Source organism: Flavobacterium sp. ZT3R18, assembly GCF_007097385.1.
Lineage (GTDB): Bacteria > Bacteroidota > Bacteroidia > Flavobacteriales > Flavobacteriaceae > Flavobacterium.
Genome location: NZ_VJZS01000023.1, coordinates 22956 through 41530, shown reverse-complemented (window position 1 = coordinate 41530; position 18575 = coordinate 22956). Strand labels below are relative to the sequence as shown.

General features: G+C 35.8%; 13 protein-coding genes and 1 pseudogene. 6 read left to right on the top strand and 8 right to left on the bottom strand.

Annotated features, from left to right (window positions below):
* Positions 1–56 precede the first annotated feature (56 nt).
* Positions 57–731, top strand: a complete 675-nt coding sequence (locus FNW52_RS17760; protein WP_143378825.1) for a type 1 glutamine amidotransferase domain-containing protein — start codon at positions 57–59, stop codon at positions 729–731.
* Between the two features lie 5 nt (positions 732–736).
* Positions 737–964 carry a DUF2798 domain-containing protein gene (locus FNW52_RS21335; protein ID WP_143378824.1) on the top strand — a complete coding sequence of 76 codons (228 nt, stop codon included), beginning with the start codon at positions 737–739 and terminating at the stop codon, positions 962–964.
* 217 nt (positions 965–1181) lie between these two features.
* On the opposite strand, the gene FNW52_RS17750 is transcribed toward FNW52_RS21335, so the two are convergent.
* Positions 1182–4661 carry a M4 family metallopeptidase gene (locus tag FNW52_RS17750; protein ID WP_143378823.1) on the bottom strand — a complete coding sequence of 1160 codons (3480 nt, stop codon included), beginning with the start codon at positions 4659–4661 and terminating at the stop codon, positions 1182–1184.
* 355 nt (positions 4662–5016) lie between these two features.
* Here FNW52_RS17750 and FNW52_RS17745 point away from each other — a divergent pair, with 355 nt between their 5' ends.
* Complete coding sequence (locus tag FNW52_RS17745; protein ID WP_143378822.1) at positions 5017–6618, top strand: fumarate hydratase; 1602 nt, start codon at positions 5017–5019, stop codon at positions 6616–6618.
* 73 nt (positions 6619–6691) lie between these two features.
* Here FNW52_RS17745 and FNW52_RS17740 read toward each other — a convergent pair whose 3' ends face one another.
* The 7 genes from FNW52_RS17740 to FNW52_RS17710 all read right to left on the bottom strand — a co-directional run bounded on the left by FNW52_RS17740 (position 6692) and on the right by FNW52_RS17710 (position 13449).
* The gene (locus FNW52_RS17740) at positions 6692–7237 is read right to left on the bottom strand and encodes a hypothetical protein (protein ID WP_143378821.1); all 546 of its coding nucleotides are present in this window, start codon (positions 7235–7237) and stop codon (positions 6692–6694) included.
* Positions 7238–7252: 15 nt separating this feature from the next.
* Positions 7253–7942 (bottom strand): pirin, encoded by a 690-nt coding sequence (locus tag FNW52_RS17735; protein WP_143378820.1) that lies wholly within the window; start codon positions 7940–7942, stop codon positions 7253–7255.
* 29 nt (positions 7943–7971) lie between these two features.
* Positions 7972–8724, bottom strand: a complete 753-nt coding sequence (locus tag FNW52_RS17730) for an intradiol ring-cleavage dioxygenase (RefSeq protein WP_143378819.1) — start codon at positions 8722–8724, stop codon at positions 7972–7974.
* 109 nt (positions 8725–8833) lie between these two features.
* A complete protein-coding gene (locus FNW52_RS17725; protein ID WP_221933411.1) occupies positions 8834–10126 on the bottom strand; it encodes a HupE/UreJ family protein in 1293 nt (430 codons plus the stop codon).
* Positions 10107–11483 carry a DUF3500 domain-containing protein gene (locus tag FNW52_RS17720; protein WP_143378818.1) on the bottom strand — a complete coding sequence of 459 codons (1377 nt, stop codon included), beginning with the start codon at positions 11481–11483 and terminating at the stop codon, positions 10107–10109. The genes FNW52_RS17725 and FNW52_RS17720 overlap by 20 nt, the downstream gene beginning before the upstream one ends.
* Before the next feature lie 164 nt (positions 11484–11647).
* Positions 11648–12337 (bottom strand): LytTR family DNA-binding domain-containing protein, encoded by a 690-nt coding sequence (locus tag FNW52_RS17715; RefSeq protein WP_143378817.1) that lies wholly within the window; start codon positions 12335–12337, stop codon positions 11648–11650.
* Positions 12334–13449, bottom strand: a complete 1116-nt coding sequence (locus tag FNW52_RS17710) for a sensor histidine kinase (protein WP_143378816.1) — start codon at positions 13447–13449, stop codon at positions 12334–12336. Before FNW52_RS17710 ends, FNW52_RS17715 begins: the two co-directional genes overlap by 4 nt.
* Before the next feature lie 150 nt (positions 13450–13599).
* Here FNW52_RS17710 and FNW52_RS17705 point away from each other — a divergent pair.
* The 3 genes and pseudogenes from FNW52_RS17705 to FNW52_RS17695 all read left to right on the top strand — a co-directional run.
* Positions 13600–13695, top strand: a pseudogene (locus tag FNW52_RS17705) (fumarate hydratase C-terminal domain-containing protein); the annotation flags it as partial.
* Between the two features lie 126 nt (positions 13696–13821).
* On the top strand, positions 13822–14862 hold the full coding sequence (locus FNW52_RS17700; RefSeq protein WP_143378815.1) for a LacI family DNA-binding transcriptional regulator: 1041 nt from the start codon (positions 13822–13824) through the stop codon (positions 14860–14862).
* Between the two features lie 567 nt (positions 14863–15429).
* Positions 15430–18540, top strand: coding sequence for a TonB-dependent receptor (locus tag FNW52_RS17695; RefSeq protein ID WP_143378860.1), 3111 nt, complete (start codon positions 15430–15432; stop codon positions 18538–18540).
* Positions 18541–18575 lie beyond the last annotated feature (35 nt).

Below are 18575 nucleotides of genomic sequence, written 5' to 3'. Positions count from 1 at the left end.
CAACAAAAAGGGCTTAATTATTTGATTAAGCTCTTTTTGTTAAAAAGTAATTAAAAATGAAACATATATTATTTATAGTAACAAGTGCTGACAGAGTTGGAACAAGTAATGTCAAAACTGGTTACGAATTTTCGGAAGTAGCCGACCCCTATTTAGAATTTACTAGAGCAGGGTATACTGTTGACTTTGCCAGTATTTTGGGTGGTTTACCACCCGAGGATGGTTATGACGATAGTAATTCCAATAGCAAATTATTTAGAAAAAGTGCAGGATTTAAAAGGTTGAACTTTAGCCACAGATTAAAAAATATTGACATAGAAGCTTATGATGGTGTTTTCTTCCCAGGCGGATTAGGCCCAATGGTGGACTTGGTAGATAATAAATTGGCAAAATCAATAATTGCAAAAATGTACGAAAGTGGTAAAATTGTTGCAGCAGTTTGTCACGGTCCAGTTGCGTTTTTGAATGTAAAACTATCTAATGGTAAATTTCTTTTGGACAGCAAAAAAGTTACCAGTTTTACCGAAGCCGAAGAAAAAGTCAAAAAGCATCATCTAGAAACAGTTATACCCTTTTTATTAGACGAAGCTTTAATAAATGAAGGTGCTAATTTTAGCAATACCGAACCTTTTGAAAGCTATGTTATTGCTGATGGAAACATAATTACAGGGCAAAACCCATCTTCAGCAAGTGATGTTGCAAAAGCAATTATTCAAAAGTTAGATAAGTAGAAAAAATGTTTAAGTCAGACGTGAAATTTGCTATTGTGTATGGGCTATTAGTAACCAGCTATATCTCTTTCATAATAGCATTTGTTAATATTGGGTTTACATCAAGTTTTATTTTTACTTGGCTTCGGAGTTGGGCAATAGCTTTTATTTTAGTAGTTCCGTCGCTTTTATTTTTAGCGCCTTACATTAGAGATAAGCAACAGAAATTAAAAAAATTAGGGAGTAGCAAATAATAATTAACGCTAACTGAACAACAAGCCCAGCTACTAATGGCTACTACAATAGATTAGGGTATTTGGCTTAATAGAAAGTTGGTCTTGTACTTGGGATGATTTGGCAAATCCGAATAATGGGTTAAAGCGAGTTTCAATGATTGCTCCATAGTCATAAAATATCATAAAAAAAGCCTCACATTTCTGCGAGGCTTTTTATTTTTTCTAAAAGTAAAGATTATTTCTTAATCAATTTCTTAGTCATTGTTTTTTGACCATCATTTACTTCGATGATATAAGTACCAGCACTTAATTTACCAACATTGATAGCGTTTTCAGATAGTTTGCCTGAATCAACTTGTTGACCTAAGTAATTAAAAATTCGGAAAGAAGAGGCTCTATTGTCAGCCATTCTAACGTTTACGAAAGAGCTAGTAGGGTTTGGATACATCGTGTAATCAAAGATATTATTCTCATTACCCAATTCTCCTGCGATAGTAGCAGCTGTACCAAATCCTGCTATTGTAGTACCGCCAATATTTACCGTATAATCTTCAACTTCTCCGTAAGTAAAAGTTTCACAAGCAGTTGGAGCCGCATTGTATTTCATAGAAACTCTCATTCTTGTTGTTCCAGCCAAAGCAGTTGTTGGAACGGTAAAAGTATAAGAAAGATTGGTACTAAGAGATGAAGATCCAGCTACCATTTGTTCAGAAGTTTCGAAAGTCCCATTTTTATTAAAATCAATCCAAACGCTCCAATATTCTGTGTAAGCAGCACCTGAAAAACCAGTACTTATAACTATTGTGTTTGAGCCATAAGGAAGATTTCCAGTTAGGCTTGTGAAATCTCCGTAACCGGCATTTCCGGCTGTTGTATTTGCAATACCGCCAATAGCAACATAGTCGATAAACTCATCAGCCACGCTGTTTCCTTTAGAAGTACAATAAGTAACAGTTGTCCCTGTTGTAGTTACATTTGCAACATTGCTTGATGCAGAAACATTTCCGGCAGCATCTTTTGCTTTTACAGAGAAAGTATAAGCTGTGCTAGCGGTCAAGCCAGTAACTGCGTATGTTGTTCCTGTAACGGTAGATTTTAAAGTTGTTCCTTGGTACACATCATATCCTGTTACACCTACGTTATCTGTAGCAGCTGTCCAAGATAGATTTGTTGTAGTTGTTGTAGTTCCAGAAGCAGCTAGGCTTGTAGGAGCTGTTGGCGCCTGAGTATCGGCTGTTCCGGTAACAAGAGTAACGGTATAATCTTCTACTTCTCCATACGAAATAGCTTCACAAGCAGTTGGAATACCATTGTATTTCATAGAGATCCTCATTCTGGTTGAACTTGCAGTAGCAGATGTTGGCACGGTAAAAGAACCTGTTGCTGGAGTTGTTGTAGCAGCTGCTTTGCTCCATACTAATTCTCCTGCATCATCAAAATCTTTGTCCGCGTTTAAATCAATCCAAACGGCATACCCTTCAGCATAAACAGTTCCAGTCCATGTTGGTGTAATGGTAATAGTAGAAGCGCTGCCTTTGGTTAGATTTGTTGCAATAGCAGAATAGTCGCTATAACCAGTACCGCCTGTAGAAGTATTGTTGATAGTGCCTAATTGTACTCTACTGATATATTCATCGGTTACACTATTTCCTTTAGAGGCGCAATATGTTACAGTAACTACTCCTGTTGTTACGGAAACGACATTACTGGCTGGAGATAAATTTCCTGCTGCATCTTTGGCCTTTACTGTAAAAGTATAGGCCGTACTAGCTGTTAATCCGGTAACAGTATAAGTTAATCCAGTAACGGTAGTTACTAAAGTTGTTCCATTATAAACATTATATCCAGTAACGGCCACATTATCTGTAGCGGCTGTCCAAGATAGGTTTGTAGTAGATGAGGTTGTTCCTGCTGCTGCTAAACTTGCAGGCGCAGTAGGTGCAGTTGTGTCTGTTGAGCCTACATAAGCTGCTCCAACTCCCACTGCATAAAATGAATTTGTGGTAGCGATTACTTCTGCAGAGCCTGCTCCATAAAGATCGATTGCAGCCTGAATTCCGTACGTTCTGGCATTTGCATAGGTAGAGTTTGCCGATAAATAAACGCTTTCTAATCGATAGGCAATTTTTGCAGCTTTATCCATTGTAATACCAGTTACATTATAGGCGCTTCCAATGTCATTTGTCCCTGTTTTACCTACACTTAGAATATAAAACCAGTGATTCAATACCCCGCTATTGGTATGCACTCCACAGTAGTCATTTGATTGTGTAGGTGTACAACTTATAGTTTTCCAATTTGTTCCGCCATAAGTGTCCGGTTGTCCTTCGGTTTTTGGATTACTCATAGAACGCAAAGAAAGGTGTCCTGATCTTCTTTCGATATCTTCACCAATTAACCAAGTCGATTTGGTTGGAGCAGCATAATATTCGATACAAGCTCCCCAAATATCAGAGAAAGCTTCATTCATGGCGCCAGACTCTTTTTGGTAGGCTAAATTGGCTGTTTTTTCGCATACGGCATGGCCAATTTCGTGACCTGCTACATCTATTGAAGTTAATATATCAAAATAAGTACCGCTTCCGTCGCCATAAGTCATTACGCTTCCGTTCCAATACGCATTATCATACGCATTGTCATAGTGAACATAACTTTTTATGGTTGCACCCGCATTGTCAAAACTGTTTCTACCATGAACCGTAGACCAATAATCGTATGTTTTTTCTGCCCCCCAATGTGCATCAAGAGCGCCATTGTCTTTGTTTGTATTCGCATATTCGGCGGCTGTCCAGTTGTTATCTGCATCTGTAAAATTTACTGCTGTCGAATAATTTGTTCCCTTTTTCATATTAAAAGTCTGAACCCCATTCCCTCGGGTGTTATCTGATAAAATGTAGGACGAACCGCTTAGTAACGTTTGAATAGATTGTGTTCCGCTATAACGAGTAGCTGCATTGGCGGTAACGAATGCCATTTTCGAGTTTGGGTTCGTTTTTTGAGTTGTAGCTTTTGAGTTGCCATGACTGTATTCCCCAAGATGCTTTATAGTTGCATTGTAAAATAAAACGGCTCCAGTATTGGCATCGATATATAAATCACCGCGACTTACAGGATTTGTAGCATAAATATCGAATTTATACGCTAGTCGAACTTTGTCGCTTGTTCTTTTTTGTCCTTGCTCTTCCATTGCAGGTAGAAGAACCAACTCTCCTTTGGGTTTTTGATACCCCATTTGTAAGGCTTCTTGAGGGTTGTCCCAAAGATACTCTTTTGCGCCTATCTGACTTATAGCTATGTTGAGAGCATCTTGAGCAGAAATTGAAGCTGTCGTTTTTACATTTTTAATAGTGTAAAACTCACCATTCATAGAAGTTAATTTGTCACCTTTTGAATGCAATGTATAGGTTGCAAATTCTACTTTAATACCTTGTTGGTACAGTTGAAATTTCTCGTGCGTAAAGCCTTTGGTATCCAATTCTGTTCTGATTTTCGAGAAAGATTGACTCTCATCTAAATTCAATTGGTCTTTTAATACTTTTTTGTAATCAGACCCTTTATAAGTGGATTTCTCATTAAAAGTAATTAAAACGGGAGTGCCATTCTCCGATACATTTTTCTGGCTGATACCTTTGTCTGTTTTTTGGGCAAATGCCGACACAGAGAACATTGACGCAACAAATGTTACGGCAATGATTTTTTGTAATTTTTTTTTCATTTTGGTTTGTTTGGTTAATTGGTTAATTTTATAACAAAGACAAATGTATTTGTTATTAAAATGTTACCAAACCGTATAAGTACCTGATTTTCTGGTTAATTTTTGTATAGACTTAATAGTGGACTACTAATTAGCATTTAGTTTTCTGTGAAATAATGAGGAAAACCTAGGGATATAGGTTTTTTATACTAATGATTATAGTAGAAGATGAAAAGCTAGGCAAATAATTAAAATTGGGGCTGTGAATTTATTTTAATAATTTAAAATGTACCGTTTAACCTGATTATTTTGAAACATTTACTTATGATTCTTTGAACAATTCTTATATTTGGCGTTCTAAAAATAATCTCATACTATGGACTTTATATACCAGGATCCTTATCCAATTTTAAAAGACGATACGCAATACCGTAAAATCACTTCCGATTTTGTAAAAGTAGAACAACTAGGGGATAGAGAAATTTTGACTGTTGATCCAAAAGGGTTGGAATTATTGGCCCAAGAAGCCTTGAAAGATGTTTCGTTTATGTTGCGTACTTCACATTTAGAAAAACTAAAAGCGATTCTGGATGACCCGGAAGCGACTGATAACGATTGTTTTGTAGCTTATAATTTACTGCAAAATGCTGTAGTGGCTATCGATGGGGAATTACCTTCTTGTCAGGATACTGGGACTGCGATTGTAATGGCGAAAAAAGGCGAAAACGTATATACTGGGGTTGATGATGCCGAATGGCTTTCTAGAGGAATTTTTAATACCTACCAAGAACGCAACCTTCGTTATTCTCAAATTGTGCCGATTAGCATGTTTGAGGAAAAAAACTCAGGATCTAATCTTCCTGCTCAGATTGATATTTATGCTAAAAAAGGAGCGTCTTATGATTTCTTGTTTTTAGCAAAAGGAGGAGGTTCTGCCAATAAAACGTATTTATACCAACAAACGAAATCTTTATTGAATGAAAAATCGATGGATGCTTTCATTCGTGCAAAAATAATGGATTTGGGAACTTCGGCTTGTCCTCCTTATCACTTGGCTTTAGTAATTGGAGGGACTTCTGCTGAAGCGAACTTAGCAGCGGTAAAAAAAGCATCAGCAGGTTATTTTGACAATCTACCTACTTCAGGAAATATGTCAGGACAGGCTTTCCGTGATCTAGAATGGGAAAAAAGAGTACAGTTAATTTGCCAACAAAGTCATATTGGAGCTCAATTTGGCGGTAAATATTTTACCCACGATGTTCGAGTGATTCGTTTGCCACGACATGCTGCTTCTTGTCCGGTAGGATTAGGAGTCTCTTGTTCTGCCGATAGAAATATAAAGGGGAAAATTACCAAAGATGGTATTTTTGTCGAACAATTGGAAGTGAATCCAAAACGATTGTTGCCAGAAACAGCACCTCATTTAGAACCCGCTGTCGAAATTGATTTGAACAAACCAATGGCGGAAATTCTTGCCGAGTTGACTAAGTATCCAATCAAAACCAGATTAAAATTAAATGGAACTTTGATTGTGGCTCGTGATAGTGCACACGCCAAAATCAAAGAATTATTGGATGCGGGTAAACCAATGCCAGAATACTTTAAAAACCATCCCGTATATTATGCAGGACCAGCAAAAACACCAGAAGGAATGGCTTCGGGAAGTTTTGGACCAACAACTGCCGGTAGAATGGACGTTTATGTTGAAGAATTCCAAAAACATGGAGGAAGTATGGTAATGCTCGCCAAAGGAAATAGAACCAAAGACGTGATGAATGCCTGTAAAACCTATGGTGGATTCTATTTGGGATCTATTGGTGGTCCGGCAGCAATTTTAGCCAAAGAGAATATTCTTTCTGTTGAGGTAGTCGATTTTGAGGAGCTTGGTATGGAAGCTGTTCGTAAAATCACAATTAAAGATTTTCCTGCTTTTATTATCACTGATGATAAAGGGAATGATTTTTTTGAGAATTTATAAAAAAACACTCTCGTAGCTTCTGGATTAAATGCTCCTTATTTTAGAATAGAGGGAATTTATAGACTAAAGACCGTCAATTGTGGCGGTCTTTTTCATTTTCACACGATTCATTGAAGGTGTTTTTTTGATAATAACAAATGGACAAATGCGGTTGTATGGGAAACATTAAGGTTTTGAATCCATTTAGGGCTTCACAATTTTTTGAAACCAAATAATTATTTTCTATAATATCAATCAATGCAAGCAAAGGAGAATAGAAGGTTAGTCCTATTTTGTGTTTTGATATATCAGTAATATCCGTGTTAATGATGTCTAATTGATAATTTACAAATGGATAATAATTATTGCCCAATACATCCGTGAGCCTATGGAAATTACCTTTGAGCTGCTCTACATATCCATTTGCTGCAATGCCTACCAAGTAATGCAACTGAGTCGATTTTTCATTTTCGGTCAATAGTTCTTTAAAGGTGTTTTTTGGGTTTTCCTTAGAATTGAATTGCTGATTTTGCATTAAATACTCTTTGAAGGTATCTTCCCAAACATATTTATCCCACAGGAATGTAGAACTGTTGTCAATCACAATTCGGTAGGCTAATCGTATTTTGGCTTTATACATAAGGCTTTACAAATTTTATATCGGAACTTCAAATAGTAATAAGATGGCGTTTTGGGAGAGTGCTTCCCATTCGATAGTGTCTACTTTTTTTAAACTTAAACCATCTTTTTCTTGTAACAATCTGTTTTCTACTTCAAATGCGCCGTTGATTACAAAAACAAAAACCCCATTTAAATTGTTTTTTAAGGTATAAAAACCTTCTTTTCTGCCGTCATAAATACCAATAAAACCGTTAGTATTTGAAAACTCAAAAAGAAAATTCATCTTGTTCCTTTCAGAAAAATCAAAATCAGATAGATTGGTATTTGTTTTGAAATCATCGGTTTTGGCAGTAAACCAGATTTCTAAATAACTCACATTTTCTAATTCATAGGGGTTGGAAAGTTCAAATGACATTCCTTTTTCTGCGGAGATGTGTTTTATTTGTTCTATTCTAATGAAATCTGAATTTCCCGAATTGTCTTTATAAGAGATTCCTCCAAAAAGAGGCAAAAGAATTATTTCAGTAGCGGTTTCAATCACTGTATTGGTCTTTTGAGAGGGAGCTAATATTCCTTCGTTTAAAACCTTTAAAGTGCCAAAGGAGTTTCTAGACTCATCTTGGTATGTTCCGAAATTGAAAGTGGCTAAATTTAGAAAAACATCCGACTTAGAAATAGCTCGTAAATCGGATTTGAAAATTTGAGCAGTTGTTTGTTTGATCATTTTTAGAAACTAAAGAATTAAACAATTGTCTAGCCAGCTACATTTATGGTATGTGTCAAAATAAAACCTGCTGCTACGCTTCCTGTAATGGTTGACATTTCATTAGCAACAGAATCCGAAAACACACCGTCGGAAGCATTGTAATTATATCCAGTCATTCCTTTGGTATAACCATTGGCACTCGAAGTGTTTACTAGCGCCACTGCACTGCCAGAGCCTTCAGGGAATGCAATTTGGGTTACTAGCAACGATGTACCCGCAGCATTATAAATATGAACGTGAATGTGCGTAGCTCTACCGCTGTACCATCCTGGAAAAATAGACGTAAAATGAACCAGACCATTGGTATCGGTTGTTTGTCTTCCTCTCAAGAAATGTACCGCTGTGAAGTCTATCGTTTGCATGGATGTACCACCGTATTCAGAATAATAGCCATCTTTGTCACAGTGCCAAATATCTACAAGTGCTCCAGCGAGAGCCGCACAACTGGCATTGGTGTTTTTAATGGTAATATTTATGGTAAATCCCACGCCAGTGCGATCACCAACAATATTGGAAGTAACCAATGATGTTGGTGTTTTTGTTGGAAAAGGCCCAGCTGTTTCGGATGAAGTTACCGAACAACTTCCAGTGGTGCCAGTAGATCCTATTGTAGATGAGGTGTCTGTAGTTGTGGCAGATGAACCTTCATCATTGTCATTATTGCAAGAATTAATGACAGGAATGGCCAAAGCTCCCAATCCCACTAAACCTAATCCTCTTAAAAAATCTTTTCTTTCCATGATAAATGTAATTTTAGGGTTACGGTTATAAAAGTACTTAAACTCATAAATACATTAAAATTTATGAGGTAATAGGAAGTTTTTAAGAGGTTAATTTGTTAAAATCACATCAAATTTCCTGTAATTTTTCATTTTTCCAATGTATTCCGTAAAGGGATATAGCTGTGACTGCCAATAGTAAAATTCCCCAAGGAGCTATTGATATATTATTTTGTATTGCTGTAGAAATGGTATTTGCATTTCCGGACAATCGTTCTGTTATCCAGGCAAAGGCAGCAATTGCAGCCAAAATTGCCCAACTAATTCGAATCCATCTGTATGATGGGGTTTGGCTTAGCAGAATTAACCAAGGAATTGTAAGAATAATTACAAATAGCTGCATGATTTCTATTCCAATATTAAAACCCAAAATACTTAAAATCATAGTGCCTGTATCTAAATTTAAGTTGGAAAGAACGGTTGCAAAAGCCAAACCGTGTATCAATCCAAAACCCGACGCTACATAAATTTCTTTTCCTGGAAAAACAGGGTAGATAGCATGTATTGCCGAAACTAAAATAGAAACCGCAATCAAAATTTCAACAGGTTGCGTGGGTAAATGAAACCAACCTAATACGCCAATTAATAGTGTAATGGAATGACCAATTGTAAAAGCGGTGATAATTTTTAACAACCGCACAATGCTATATTTAGTGCCGCCAAAATTCCCCCATCGTTTGTGATTTACTGTTAGCGAAGCAGGTAATAGCAATACAAGTAGAAACAACAAATGATCGGTTCCTTCTTTTATATGTTCTAAGCCTAAGTGAACCATTCCTTTGAAGCCTGTCCACCAACTGCCTTTTTCTAGGTTTACTTCAAGAGGGAATATTTTTCCTTTGGGTATGTCCAACTGAATAATCCCTATTTGCTGCGTTTTGTTTTTATCTTGAATGCCATTAAGCCAATCTTGTTCAACATAAACAAAAATTTTATGGGTGATCACTTGATGCACAACGGCATCATAATTAAAAGTAAATTTTCGTAGATTTTCCTGAGCTGTTTTTAGTTCAAAATACACTAGGACTTCTTTGTAACTGCCAACAATTGGGTCTTTTCCTTCAAATGTAGATACACTATCAATTATGGTAGTCCATCTTTGCTGACCCGAAATTGCAGCAATATGTTTTTGAAAATACTGCTTCAAAAAAAGACTTTTAATTTTGCTACCTTGTTGTTCTCCAACAGCGTTCTGTAATTCAGCAAGAGGAATTTTAGCTTCTCCCCGTATTGATTTTCCAAGTATAAAAAGATTTACTACAGAACTAGGCATGGGATGTGCCCCTGCCTGCAAGTATCCGAAGACACAAGCAGACAAGAGTACCCATTTTATAAACTCTTTTTTAATTTTTGGTAGTACCATAATCATTAACTCTATCTCTCCATACCGAATGATGATGTACACCACTCATAACGATTCCGCCCTGCACACTAAATTCGATCCATACATGAGGTCCATCAATACGAACATAATCATTTTTTGTATCCAAAGCAGTAGTTCCGCTGTATAAAATATAGGTATTGTCTATTTCTGATGTATAGGTTGCTAAAATTGTTGCTGCATTGGTATCATCAATATCATTTGTGTACGTTTTGATGGCATTGATTACCAAAGTTTTTTGTGCCGAGGTTAATCCACTACAAATTAATCCCGATTTTGTGGTAGGAAATGACCAGTTGGCATTTGGTCCCAGTAATAAATCTGAAAAAGTAGAGCTGGATTTTGCAGTTGCCAATTCAGTAGTGCTTAATCCGGCAAGAATTGCTGCAAACGCTAGTTTTTCTTGGTTGATAGGAGCATAAGTAGTACCGTTTGTAGTAAAGGATAATGGTTCGATAGCCGCAAAGTGAGGTGTAGCAGCTATTAAGGCAGCATCTTTATAAGTATTGGCAACCGTTTTGTGATGTCCTGTCATCATAATTTCAAATGTACCAGAACTTGATGGCGTACCAAAGAAGGCGATGTAATAATTGCCTGTACCATAATCGCTACCACCACCGTTTGCATTAAGATAATCATCTGCTAGCCATAGTTGTTCAACCTCATCATATCCTTCGTTTACTGTTGTACCGCTCATTTCTTTCACGATGGCTTTGGCAGCGACCAATTGGGCAGCGCTTAAAGTACTGAACTTAAGACCCAAACGAGCAGACATTGCAGCCGGTAAATTAGACCAAGTTTTAATGTTCGAAAACGTGTATGCCAATTGCAAACTAGCTATTTGTGTAGCAGTAAGCGTAGCTTTGAAAGCATCACATAAGCAAATCAGTTTTGCTGTTCCCGTTGCCGAAGAGCAATCGGCTGTTGCTACAGAATTTACCGTCAATGTAATCGTAACCGTTTGTCCTCCAAATGTAATGGTAAAACTGGCAACACCAGAGGATGTAGGTGTACCCGTAATAGTGTACGTAAGCGTGCCCGCTCCGTTTGCAAGAGTTCCTGCGGTTAAAGTAGCAGTCAATCCTGTAACACCTGTTGAAGCAATAGCTGTTCCTGTAGAATAGGCTAGGCCATTACCACCAGAGTAAGGAAGTGTCGCCGTTCCTGTATGAGCAACATTGATAGTTGCTGTTGAAGAAAATGCAATTGAACCACTTGTAAGCGCTGTAACGGTAGCGGAGGTCGAACTAGAAGAGTCATCATCACTTTTGCTGCAAGCAATTACAATTGTCAATAGGAAAGCAATAGCTCCCAATAAAACTAATTTTGTTTTTTTCATTTTCAAATTTTTAAGGTTATTTATATTGTTTTAGACGCTTAACAATCAATTATGAAGTAAAAATATTTATAATTATTTTTTATAAAAAATGTTTGAGGTATTTGAACTATTTTAAGAGGTAAATTAAAAATAATAGGATGTGTTTTTTGTAATTGGCAAAAAAATTATTGGGTATTGAGTAAAGCAAAAAATGTAGTTTCGTAGCTCGCGCTTACAGGAATTTCTTCTTCGCCGATGTAGATTAGTTTGTTCCTTACTTTCTCAATTTTGGATATAGACACAATAAATGAACGATGTACCCTTATAAATTCAGTCTCAGGCAACTTTTGTAACAAGGCCTTCATAGTCATTCTGGCGACAATTGTTTTTTGATTCTGAATATGAATTTTTAGATAATCATCCAGTCCTTCGATGAATAAAATATCCGAGCGCAGAATTTTTATCAAACTATAATCGGCTCGAATGAAAAGGTATTGTTGTTCTGGATTTTGATTTTGTTGTTTCCATTGTGTAAATGCTTTTTCTACGGCTTGTTCAAAACGTACAAAGGAAATAGGCTTCAATAGATAATCGGTGGCACTCAATGTAAAACCCTCTACAGCATATTCAGAATAGGCTGTTGTGAATATTACCATGGTTTTGTGGGGCAATTTTTTGTAAAAATCAATTCCTGAAATAGCGGGCATATTGATGTCCAAAAACAATAGATCGACAGGATATTTTTTCAAATATTTCAGAGCATCTTCCGACTTGGTAAATGTTTTTTGCAAATAGATAGTGTCAATTTTATCACAAAAATTTTGTAAAATTTCCAGTGCAGGCGGTTCATCATCAAGAGCAATCGCTTTTATCATGTTACTTTCAGGGTTAAGGTTACTTGATATATTTTTGGATTATCATCGATATACAAAACATGATTGTTGGGATACAAAAGCGTAAGTCTTTCTATAGTGTTTTGTAAACCAATACCACTGTCGGATTTAATAGTTTGCACTTTATTGTTGGAAACATATAAAGTCAAATAATCTCCAACAATAGTAATTCGAATACAAATTTCGGAATTCTCATTTGGATTTACACCGTGTTTGAAGGCATTTTCAATAAAAGAGATTAAAATAAGCGGGGTAATGGCTTTTCCAAAGGGGTCTCCTTCCATTGTATAATCAACGGTTACTGTGTTTCCCAATCGGGTTTTTTGTAAAAGTATGTAGTTGTCAATATAATTGATTTCTTTGTCCAAAGCGATGACATCGTCATTTGCATTTGTAATGATATAGCGCATCAATTCAGATAATTGTACCACTGCATCTGCAGTTTTGTCGTCTTTTTTTATGGCCAATGAATAAATGCTATTCAGGGTATTAAATAGAAAATGCGGATTGATTTGTGCTTTTAAAAAAGACAATTCCGATTTCATTTTATCTTCTTCTACTTTTTGCAGGCGAATTTTTATCGCGATGAATAAACTAGAAATGACGCCTATCAGATAAACCAAAATAGTGTGGTTGTATTGTGTAGGAGGTCCTCCAAAATGAGTTAAATCACTTAATTCTAGATTGGGCATTTTAGGAGGTATTGGTCCGTTCGGACGTTTAAATTCTTCGTATTGTGGAGGAGGAATGTTCCCTTTAGCAAGTTGATTTGGATCTCCGAAATCAAGAAAATTTCTATCGGGTGTGTCAAAAACGGTTGAGATCCAAAGAAAAAAGAACAGAAACAAAACTAGAACAACTACGTATTGAATCTGTTTTTTTGCAAAATAAATCTTCGGAATTAAAATATAATAATTGAAATAGAAGAATAACAGTAACAAGAAATAAATGAAAAAATAAATCCTATCATGCGGATTGCTGGCTAACTTTGGCAAACTGAAAATGCTGCCAGTAGAAGAAAATGCATACGGTAAAAATAGAAAAGTAAAACACAAGCAGGTGTGCATTACATAAAAAGAAATATTTTTTTTCATAAAGGCATTAATTTTCAAAAGTATGATTCTTAAGACTTCTATTCTAATTATTGAGGTAAAAATAGTGATTATTGCGGTAGTTTTAGAATTTTTAAAGATCTGAATTGTTGTGTGACGTTTTGTTTCTATGATACTATGGAGCCTTAAATTTTGGGTATGGAAGCTGTTCGTAAAATCACAATTAAAGATTTTCCAGCTTTTATTATCACTGATGATAAAGGGAATGATTTTTTTGAGAATCTTTAGACAATAGCTCGTTTATAAATTGCGAAAAACCATCATTTCAAAAGCTTTTGAGATGGTGGTTTCTATTTTTAAACGCATATTTGTATTGTAGTATACCCTTTCAACTTTTTTTATATATTTGCTTCGATGGATAAAAAACTTACGATTAAAGATATTGCGCTGTTAGCTGGGGTTTCAAAAGGGACCGTGGATAGAGTGTTGCATAAAAGAGGCAAAGTATCTGAGGAGGCTCTTGTAAAAGTGAATGCGGTTTTGAGTGAGATAAACTATGAGCCTAATTTTATGGCTAGAAGTCTCAAGAATAACAAAGTATATCACATTTGTGTCAGTCTTCCCGATCCATCGTTAGATTCTTATTGGCTTCCTTGTGTCAAAGGAATTGAGGATGTTGTGCAAAAATTTAAAGCGTACAACCTTCAAATCAAAATATTTTATTTTGACCCGGAAAGCACAGCGTCTTTTATAAATTGCAATGAATCCATATTGAAAATAGCTCCAGATGCTGTTATGTTGGCGCCTTTGTTTTATAAGGAAACATTGGATATGGTTGAGAAATATAATGAATTGGGAATTGTTGTTTCTACTTTTAACAATCAAATTCACTCTTCAATAATCAAAAGTTTTGTTGGTCAGGATTTATTTATGAGCGGAAGGGTTGCGGCCAAGCTTTTGGATTTACTGCACAAAAAAGGAAGTATGGTCATTATTCATATCGATGAGTCTTATGAAAATGCCATTCACATGCAAGAAAAAGAGCGTGGATTTAGAGCTTATTTTAATGAAAAAGAAAATTCGGAGTACACGATACATACTTTAAAATTGCATAATCCAACGATTGAAAAGGATTTTAAAGATTTTCTGGCCCACAACCCCAATTTGGGCGGAATCTTTGTTACGACCTCAAAATCCTTCCACATCGCCAAAATAGCGAGTGCTGAATATGGATCTGAAATTGGCATTATTGGATATGATTTAGTAGCCGAAAATTGCGCTTTTTTAAGTCAAGGAACGATAGACTTTTTAATTCATCAAAACCCAAAAAGGCAAGCTTATTTAGGTGTAATGGGTTTAGCTGAATTTTTTATTTTCGGCAAAGAAATTCCCAACACTACGTTATTACCGATTGATATCATCAATTCGGAAAATATCAATTCTTATTTAGAGTAGTTTTTTTTATGCTGGTTTCTATGATAGCTCTAATTCATATTATTGCTGAGGTACTTCTTTCAGAAATTAGTCAATTTCCCTTTATACCGTAAATTCTTGACGTTGTAAATGATATGCAATCGTATTTCGTTAGAATTAAATTTTTTCAAATTTCATACCCATTCTGAAATTTCCTTGCCTCCTATTTTAATGGTTTGTATTTCTCCCCAGATTATTTTTTGCATTTGATAAAAATTGTAGGGTTAAATGTTTCGGAATTAATGCTTTTAAAATAATTCCGACACTTTTACTACAATTGTGTGCTCGAAAACACAAATTTAGCGTGTTCGAGCACATTTTTTGTTGCTTTCCTTTTTTTATTAGAAAATAATATATAGTTTCGTCATTGAATTGTGAATATTATTATTCTATTTTCAATTTTAAAGTAGTATAAAAATGATTTTAATATCATTTTAGACTTTTTAAATGAGAATATGTTTAAGTAAAAAACACGAATAGACTTGATTGTTTGCAATGTCAAGAAAGAGATGATTGAAAAAATAACTAACTAACTTAAATACCATGAATATGAATGTAAAAACCAAAAATAAGCCCGAAGATTTTCGGCTTAACATGATCTCGGGGAGAGTGGTTAAAATGACCACTATTTTACTGCTCAACTGGACTTTGCAAGTATCAGCATCAGAGAGTTATACAACAAATCTTCCGACAGAAATTAATTTAAAAAATATCCAAAAACAAATTAAAGGAAAGGTTACCGATGAAAGCGGGCAATCTATATCTGGTGCCAATATTCATATAAAAGGAGCTAAAGAATCGGTTCAAACTGATATGGATGGTTCTTTTGCAATTGATGCTTCAGATGCTTCGGTTACTTTAGTGATTTCTTTTATCGGAAAGGAAACCAGAGAAGTTAAAGCAACAGGAGGTTTTATGACTGTCGTTCTGAAAGAAGAAGGACAAAAAATGAATGAGGTAATTGTTGTTGGGTATGGTAAACAAAAGAAAAGTGACCTTACCGGTTCTGTGAGTTCTATTGGTAAAGACAACTTGAACTTAGGAGGGACAGTTTCTAATGTTGGTCAAGCTTTACAAGGACGCGCCTCTGGGATTCAAGTGCAACAGAATAGTTTTGCTCCGGGAAGTACTCCTTCAGTTGTTATTAGAGGAGGAAACTCGCTCAATACTTCTAATGCGCCATTGTATGTGGTGGATGGATTTATTACGAGTACGGGTGCATCGATTAGTCCAAATGACATTGAAAACATTCAGGTACTGAAAGATGCTTCTTCTACTGCTATTTATGGTGCCAGAGGAGGAAATGGGGTAATAATAATTACTACCAAAAAAGGAAAATTAGGAAAAATGCAAGTTGAGGCCGAAATTTCGGATGGTTTTCAAAATATAATTAATGAGCCTTCCTTATTGAATGGACAACAATACGCCGATATTCAAAATGCCATTGCTGTCGAAAACGGCAGACCACTGGTTTTTCCAGCAAGTTTTCCGATAGTGAATACTAATTGGTTTGACGCGGCAACCCGTCAAGGAGAAGTATTGAATAGAACGATTACTTTTAGCGGAAGCGATAAAGTGTCTAAATTTTTTCTTTCTGGAAACTATTTAAAACAAACAGGGGCGTTAGAAAACACCGATTTTGAAAGATACACCGTTAGAATGGGTGCTGAGAAAAGATTTAATGATAAATTAAATATGGGTACCAATGTTTATGGTGCTGTAAACGAGGGACACAATAGTGATTTTGGAGACAATATTTTATCTCCTATGTATTCTCTTCAAACCGCTCCTCCTAGTGTCCCTATTTATAATGCTGACGGGTCGTACTATAAATACCAAGGAAAAGATAATGCATTGGCTCTTTTGCTAGAGCCAACTGACCACACAATCAATAGATTGGTTAACGGAAATATGTTTTTGGACTATGAAATCATTAAAAACCTGACCTATCATTTTGGGGCTGGTGCGGAGTGGCAGGAAAATATACAAGGAAAATATACACCAAGAACACTGGTTGCAGGAGCCGCTTTAAAAGGCTCTGGATCTGAAGAAAATAAAACCTATTTCAGATGGAGTACAGAACAATATTTAACGTACAAATTTACTTTAGGTGAACAACATGCGATAACTGCAATGATCGGAACTTCAAACCAAAAAGATACTTATGAACGATTAAAAGCAGCAGGTACTGGTTTTTCCAGTGATTTGTTAACCTATTATAATCTTGAAGGAGCCACTATTTATCAAAAACCGGAAACGGAGAAAACAGAAACCAAGCTTACTTCTTATTTCAGTAGATTGAATTATTCGTTTTCGGATAAATATTTAGCTTCTTTTACCATAAGAAAAGATGGTTCTTCTCGTTTTGGGCCAAATAATAAATTCGGAATATTCCCATCTGGGGCTATTGCATGGAAAATGTCAAATGAATCCTTTATTCAAAATTTAAATACTTTTTCTGAACTAAAATTAAGAGCCAGTTATGGTATTACAGGAAATGATGGTATTGGGGATTATGCATACATGAGCAGGCTTCAATCTTGGGGGGTTACGATTGCTCCGGATAATTTTGTTGGTGGGACTGAGCCAGCAAATTTAGCAAACCCTAACTTAAAATGGGAAGAAACAGCTCAAACCAATTTAGGTTTGGATATGGGATTTTTTGACGGAAGAATCAGCGCCACTATTGATGTGTATAAAAAAACGACCAATAATGTACTTTTGAATGTTCCTGTTGGAAGATGGTGGGGTTTTGGTACCCAAAGAGTCAATGCAGGAGTTGTTGAAAACAAAGGAATTGAGTTTGGCGTAAGCACCGAAAATTTTAGAACAGATAATTTTTCTTGGAAAACGTCTTTAAATCTTGCGTACAATAAACAAGAGGTGGTCGAGCTTTCAGATAATGTTAAAATCATTAGCACGAATACGTCTAACCCAAGTGGTACTGTTTCCGGTCAAGAATTTACAAGATTAGTGCCAGGAAAAGAAATGGGCGAACTATATGGTTATGAATATGCTGGAGTAGTAAAAACGGGAGAAGTTTATGCACCACAACCCCTGTCTAAACCGGGAGACCCAAAATATGTGGATGTAAATGGAGACGGAAAAATCACAGCAGATGACAGAACTTACCTAGGAAATTCTACACCACATTATCTTGCAGGATTTAACAATGATTTTAAATATGGTAATTTTGATTTGAATATCTTTTTCCAAGGGTCATTTGATTATTCCGTATATAATATGACTGCAATGGTAGGGGAATCATCGACGAGTACAGATGCGTTGAATCGTTGGGTGGCCGGCACAAATGAAAATACCGATATTCCAAGAGATGGGTATTACAAAAGTAAATACGGGAGTTATGTAAATTCAAAATTTGTTGAAGATGCTTCTTATATTCGTTTAAAAAATGTTTCTCTGGGATATTCTATCCCGCAGAGCGCATTAAAACAAGTTAAATTTATAGATAGTATCCGATTGTATGCTATAGGTCAGAATTTGGCGACTTTCACAAAATATTCTGGAAATGACCCTGAAGTAAATGGACATATTGATCCTAATAATCCCACAAAAGAAAACATCGGTGGAGGAATTGATTTCAACTCCTTCCCAGCTTCCAGAACTTTTATTTTAGGTTTAAAAGTCACAATTCATTAGTCTAAAAAGCTTTTTTACTAACATTAAATTTATCA

Excerpts from the sequence above, each read along its gene's own strand:
- FNW52_RS17760 (WP_143378825.1), top strand. The coding sequence starts at position 57 with ATGAAACATATATTATTTATAGTAACAAGTGCTGACAGAGTTGGAACA.
- FNW52_RS21335 (WP_143378824.1), top strand. The coding sequence starts at position 737 with ATGTTTAAGTCAGACGTGAAATTTGCTATTGTGTATGGGCTATTAGTA.
- FNW52_RS17750 (WP_143378823.1), bottom strand. The coding sequence starts at position 4,661 with ATGAAAAAAAAATTACAAAAAATCATTGCCGTAACATTTGTTGCGTCA.
- FNW52_RS17745 (WP_143378822.1), top strand. The coding sequence starts at position 5,017 with ATGGACTTTATATACCAGGATCCTTATCCAATTTTAAAAGACGATACG.
- FNW52_RS17740 (WP_143378821.1), bottom strand. The coding sequence starts at position 7,237 with ATGTATAAAGCCAAAATACGATTAGCCTACCGAATTGTGATTGACAAC.
- FNW52_RS17735 (WP_143378820.1), bottom strand. The coding sequence starts at position 7,942 with ATGATCAAACAAACAACTGCTCAAATTTTCAAATCCGATTTACGAGCT.
- FNW52_RS17730 (WP_143378819.1), bottom strand. The coding sequence starts at position 8,724 with ATGGAAAGAAAAGATTTTTTAAGAGGATTAGGTTTAGTGGGATTGGGA.
- FNW52_RS17725 (WP_221933411.1), bottom strand. The coding sequence starts at position 10,126 with ATGGTACTACCAAAAATTAAAAAAGAGTTTATAAAATGGGTACTCTTG.
- FNW52_RS17720 (WP_143378818.1), bottom strand. The coding sequence starts at position 11,483 with ATGAAAAAAACAAAATTAGTTTTATTGGGAGCTATTGCTTTCCTATTG.
- FNW52_RS17715 (WP_143378817.1), bottom strand. The coding sequence starts at position 12,337 with ATGATAAAAGCGATTGCTCTTGATGATGAACCGCCTGCACTGGAAATT.
- FNW52_RS17710 (WP_143378816.1), bottom strand. The coding sequence starts at position 13,449 with ATGAAAAAAAATATTTCTTTTTATGTAATGCACACCTGCTTGTGTTTT.
- FNW52_RS17700 (WP_143378815.1), top strand. The coding sequence starts at position 13,822 with ATGGATAAAAAACTTACGATTAAAGATATTGCGCTGTTAGCTGGGGTT.
- FNW52_RS17695 (WP_143378860.1), top strand. The coding sequence starts at position 15,430 with ATGAATGTAAAAACCAAAAATAAGCCCGAAGATTTTCGGCTTAACATG.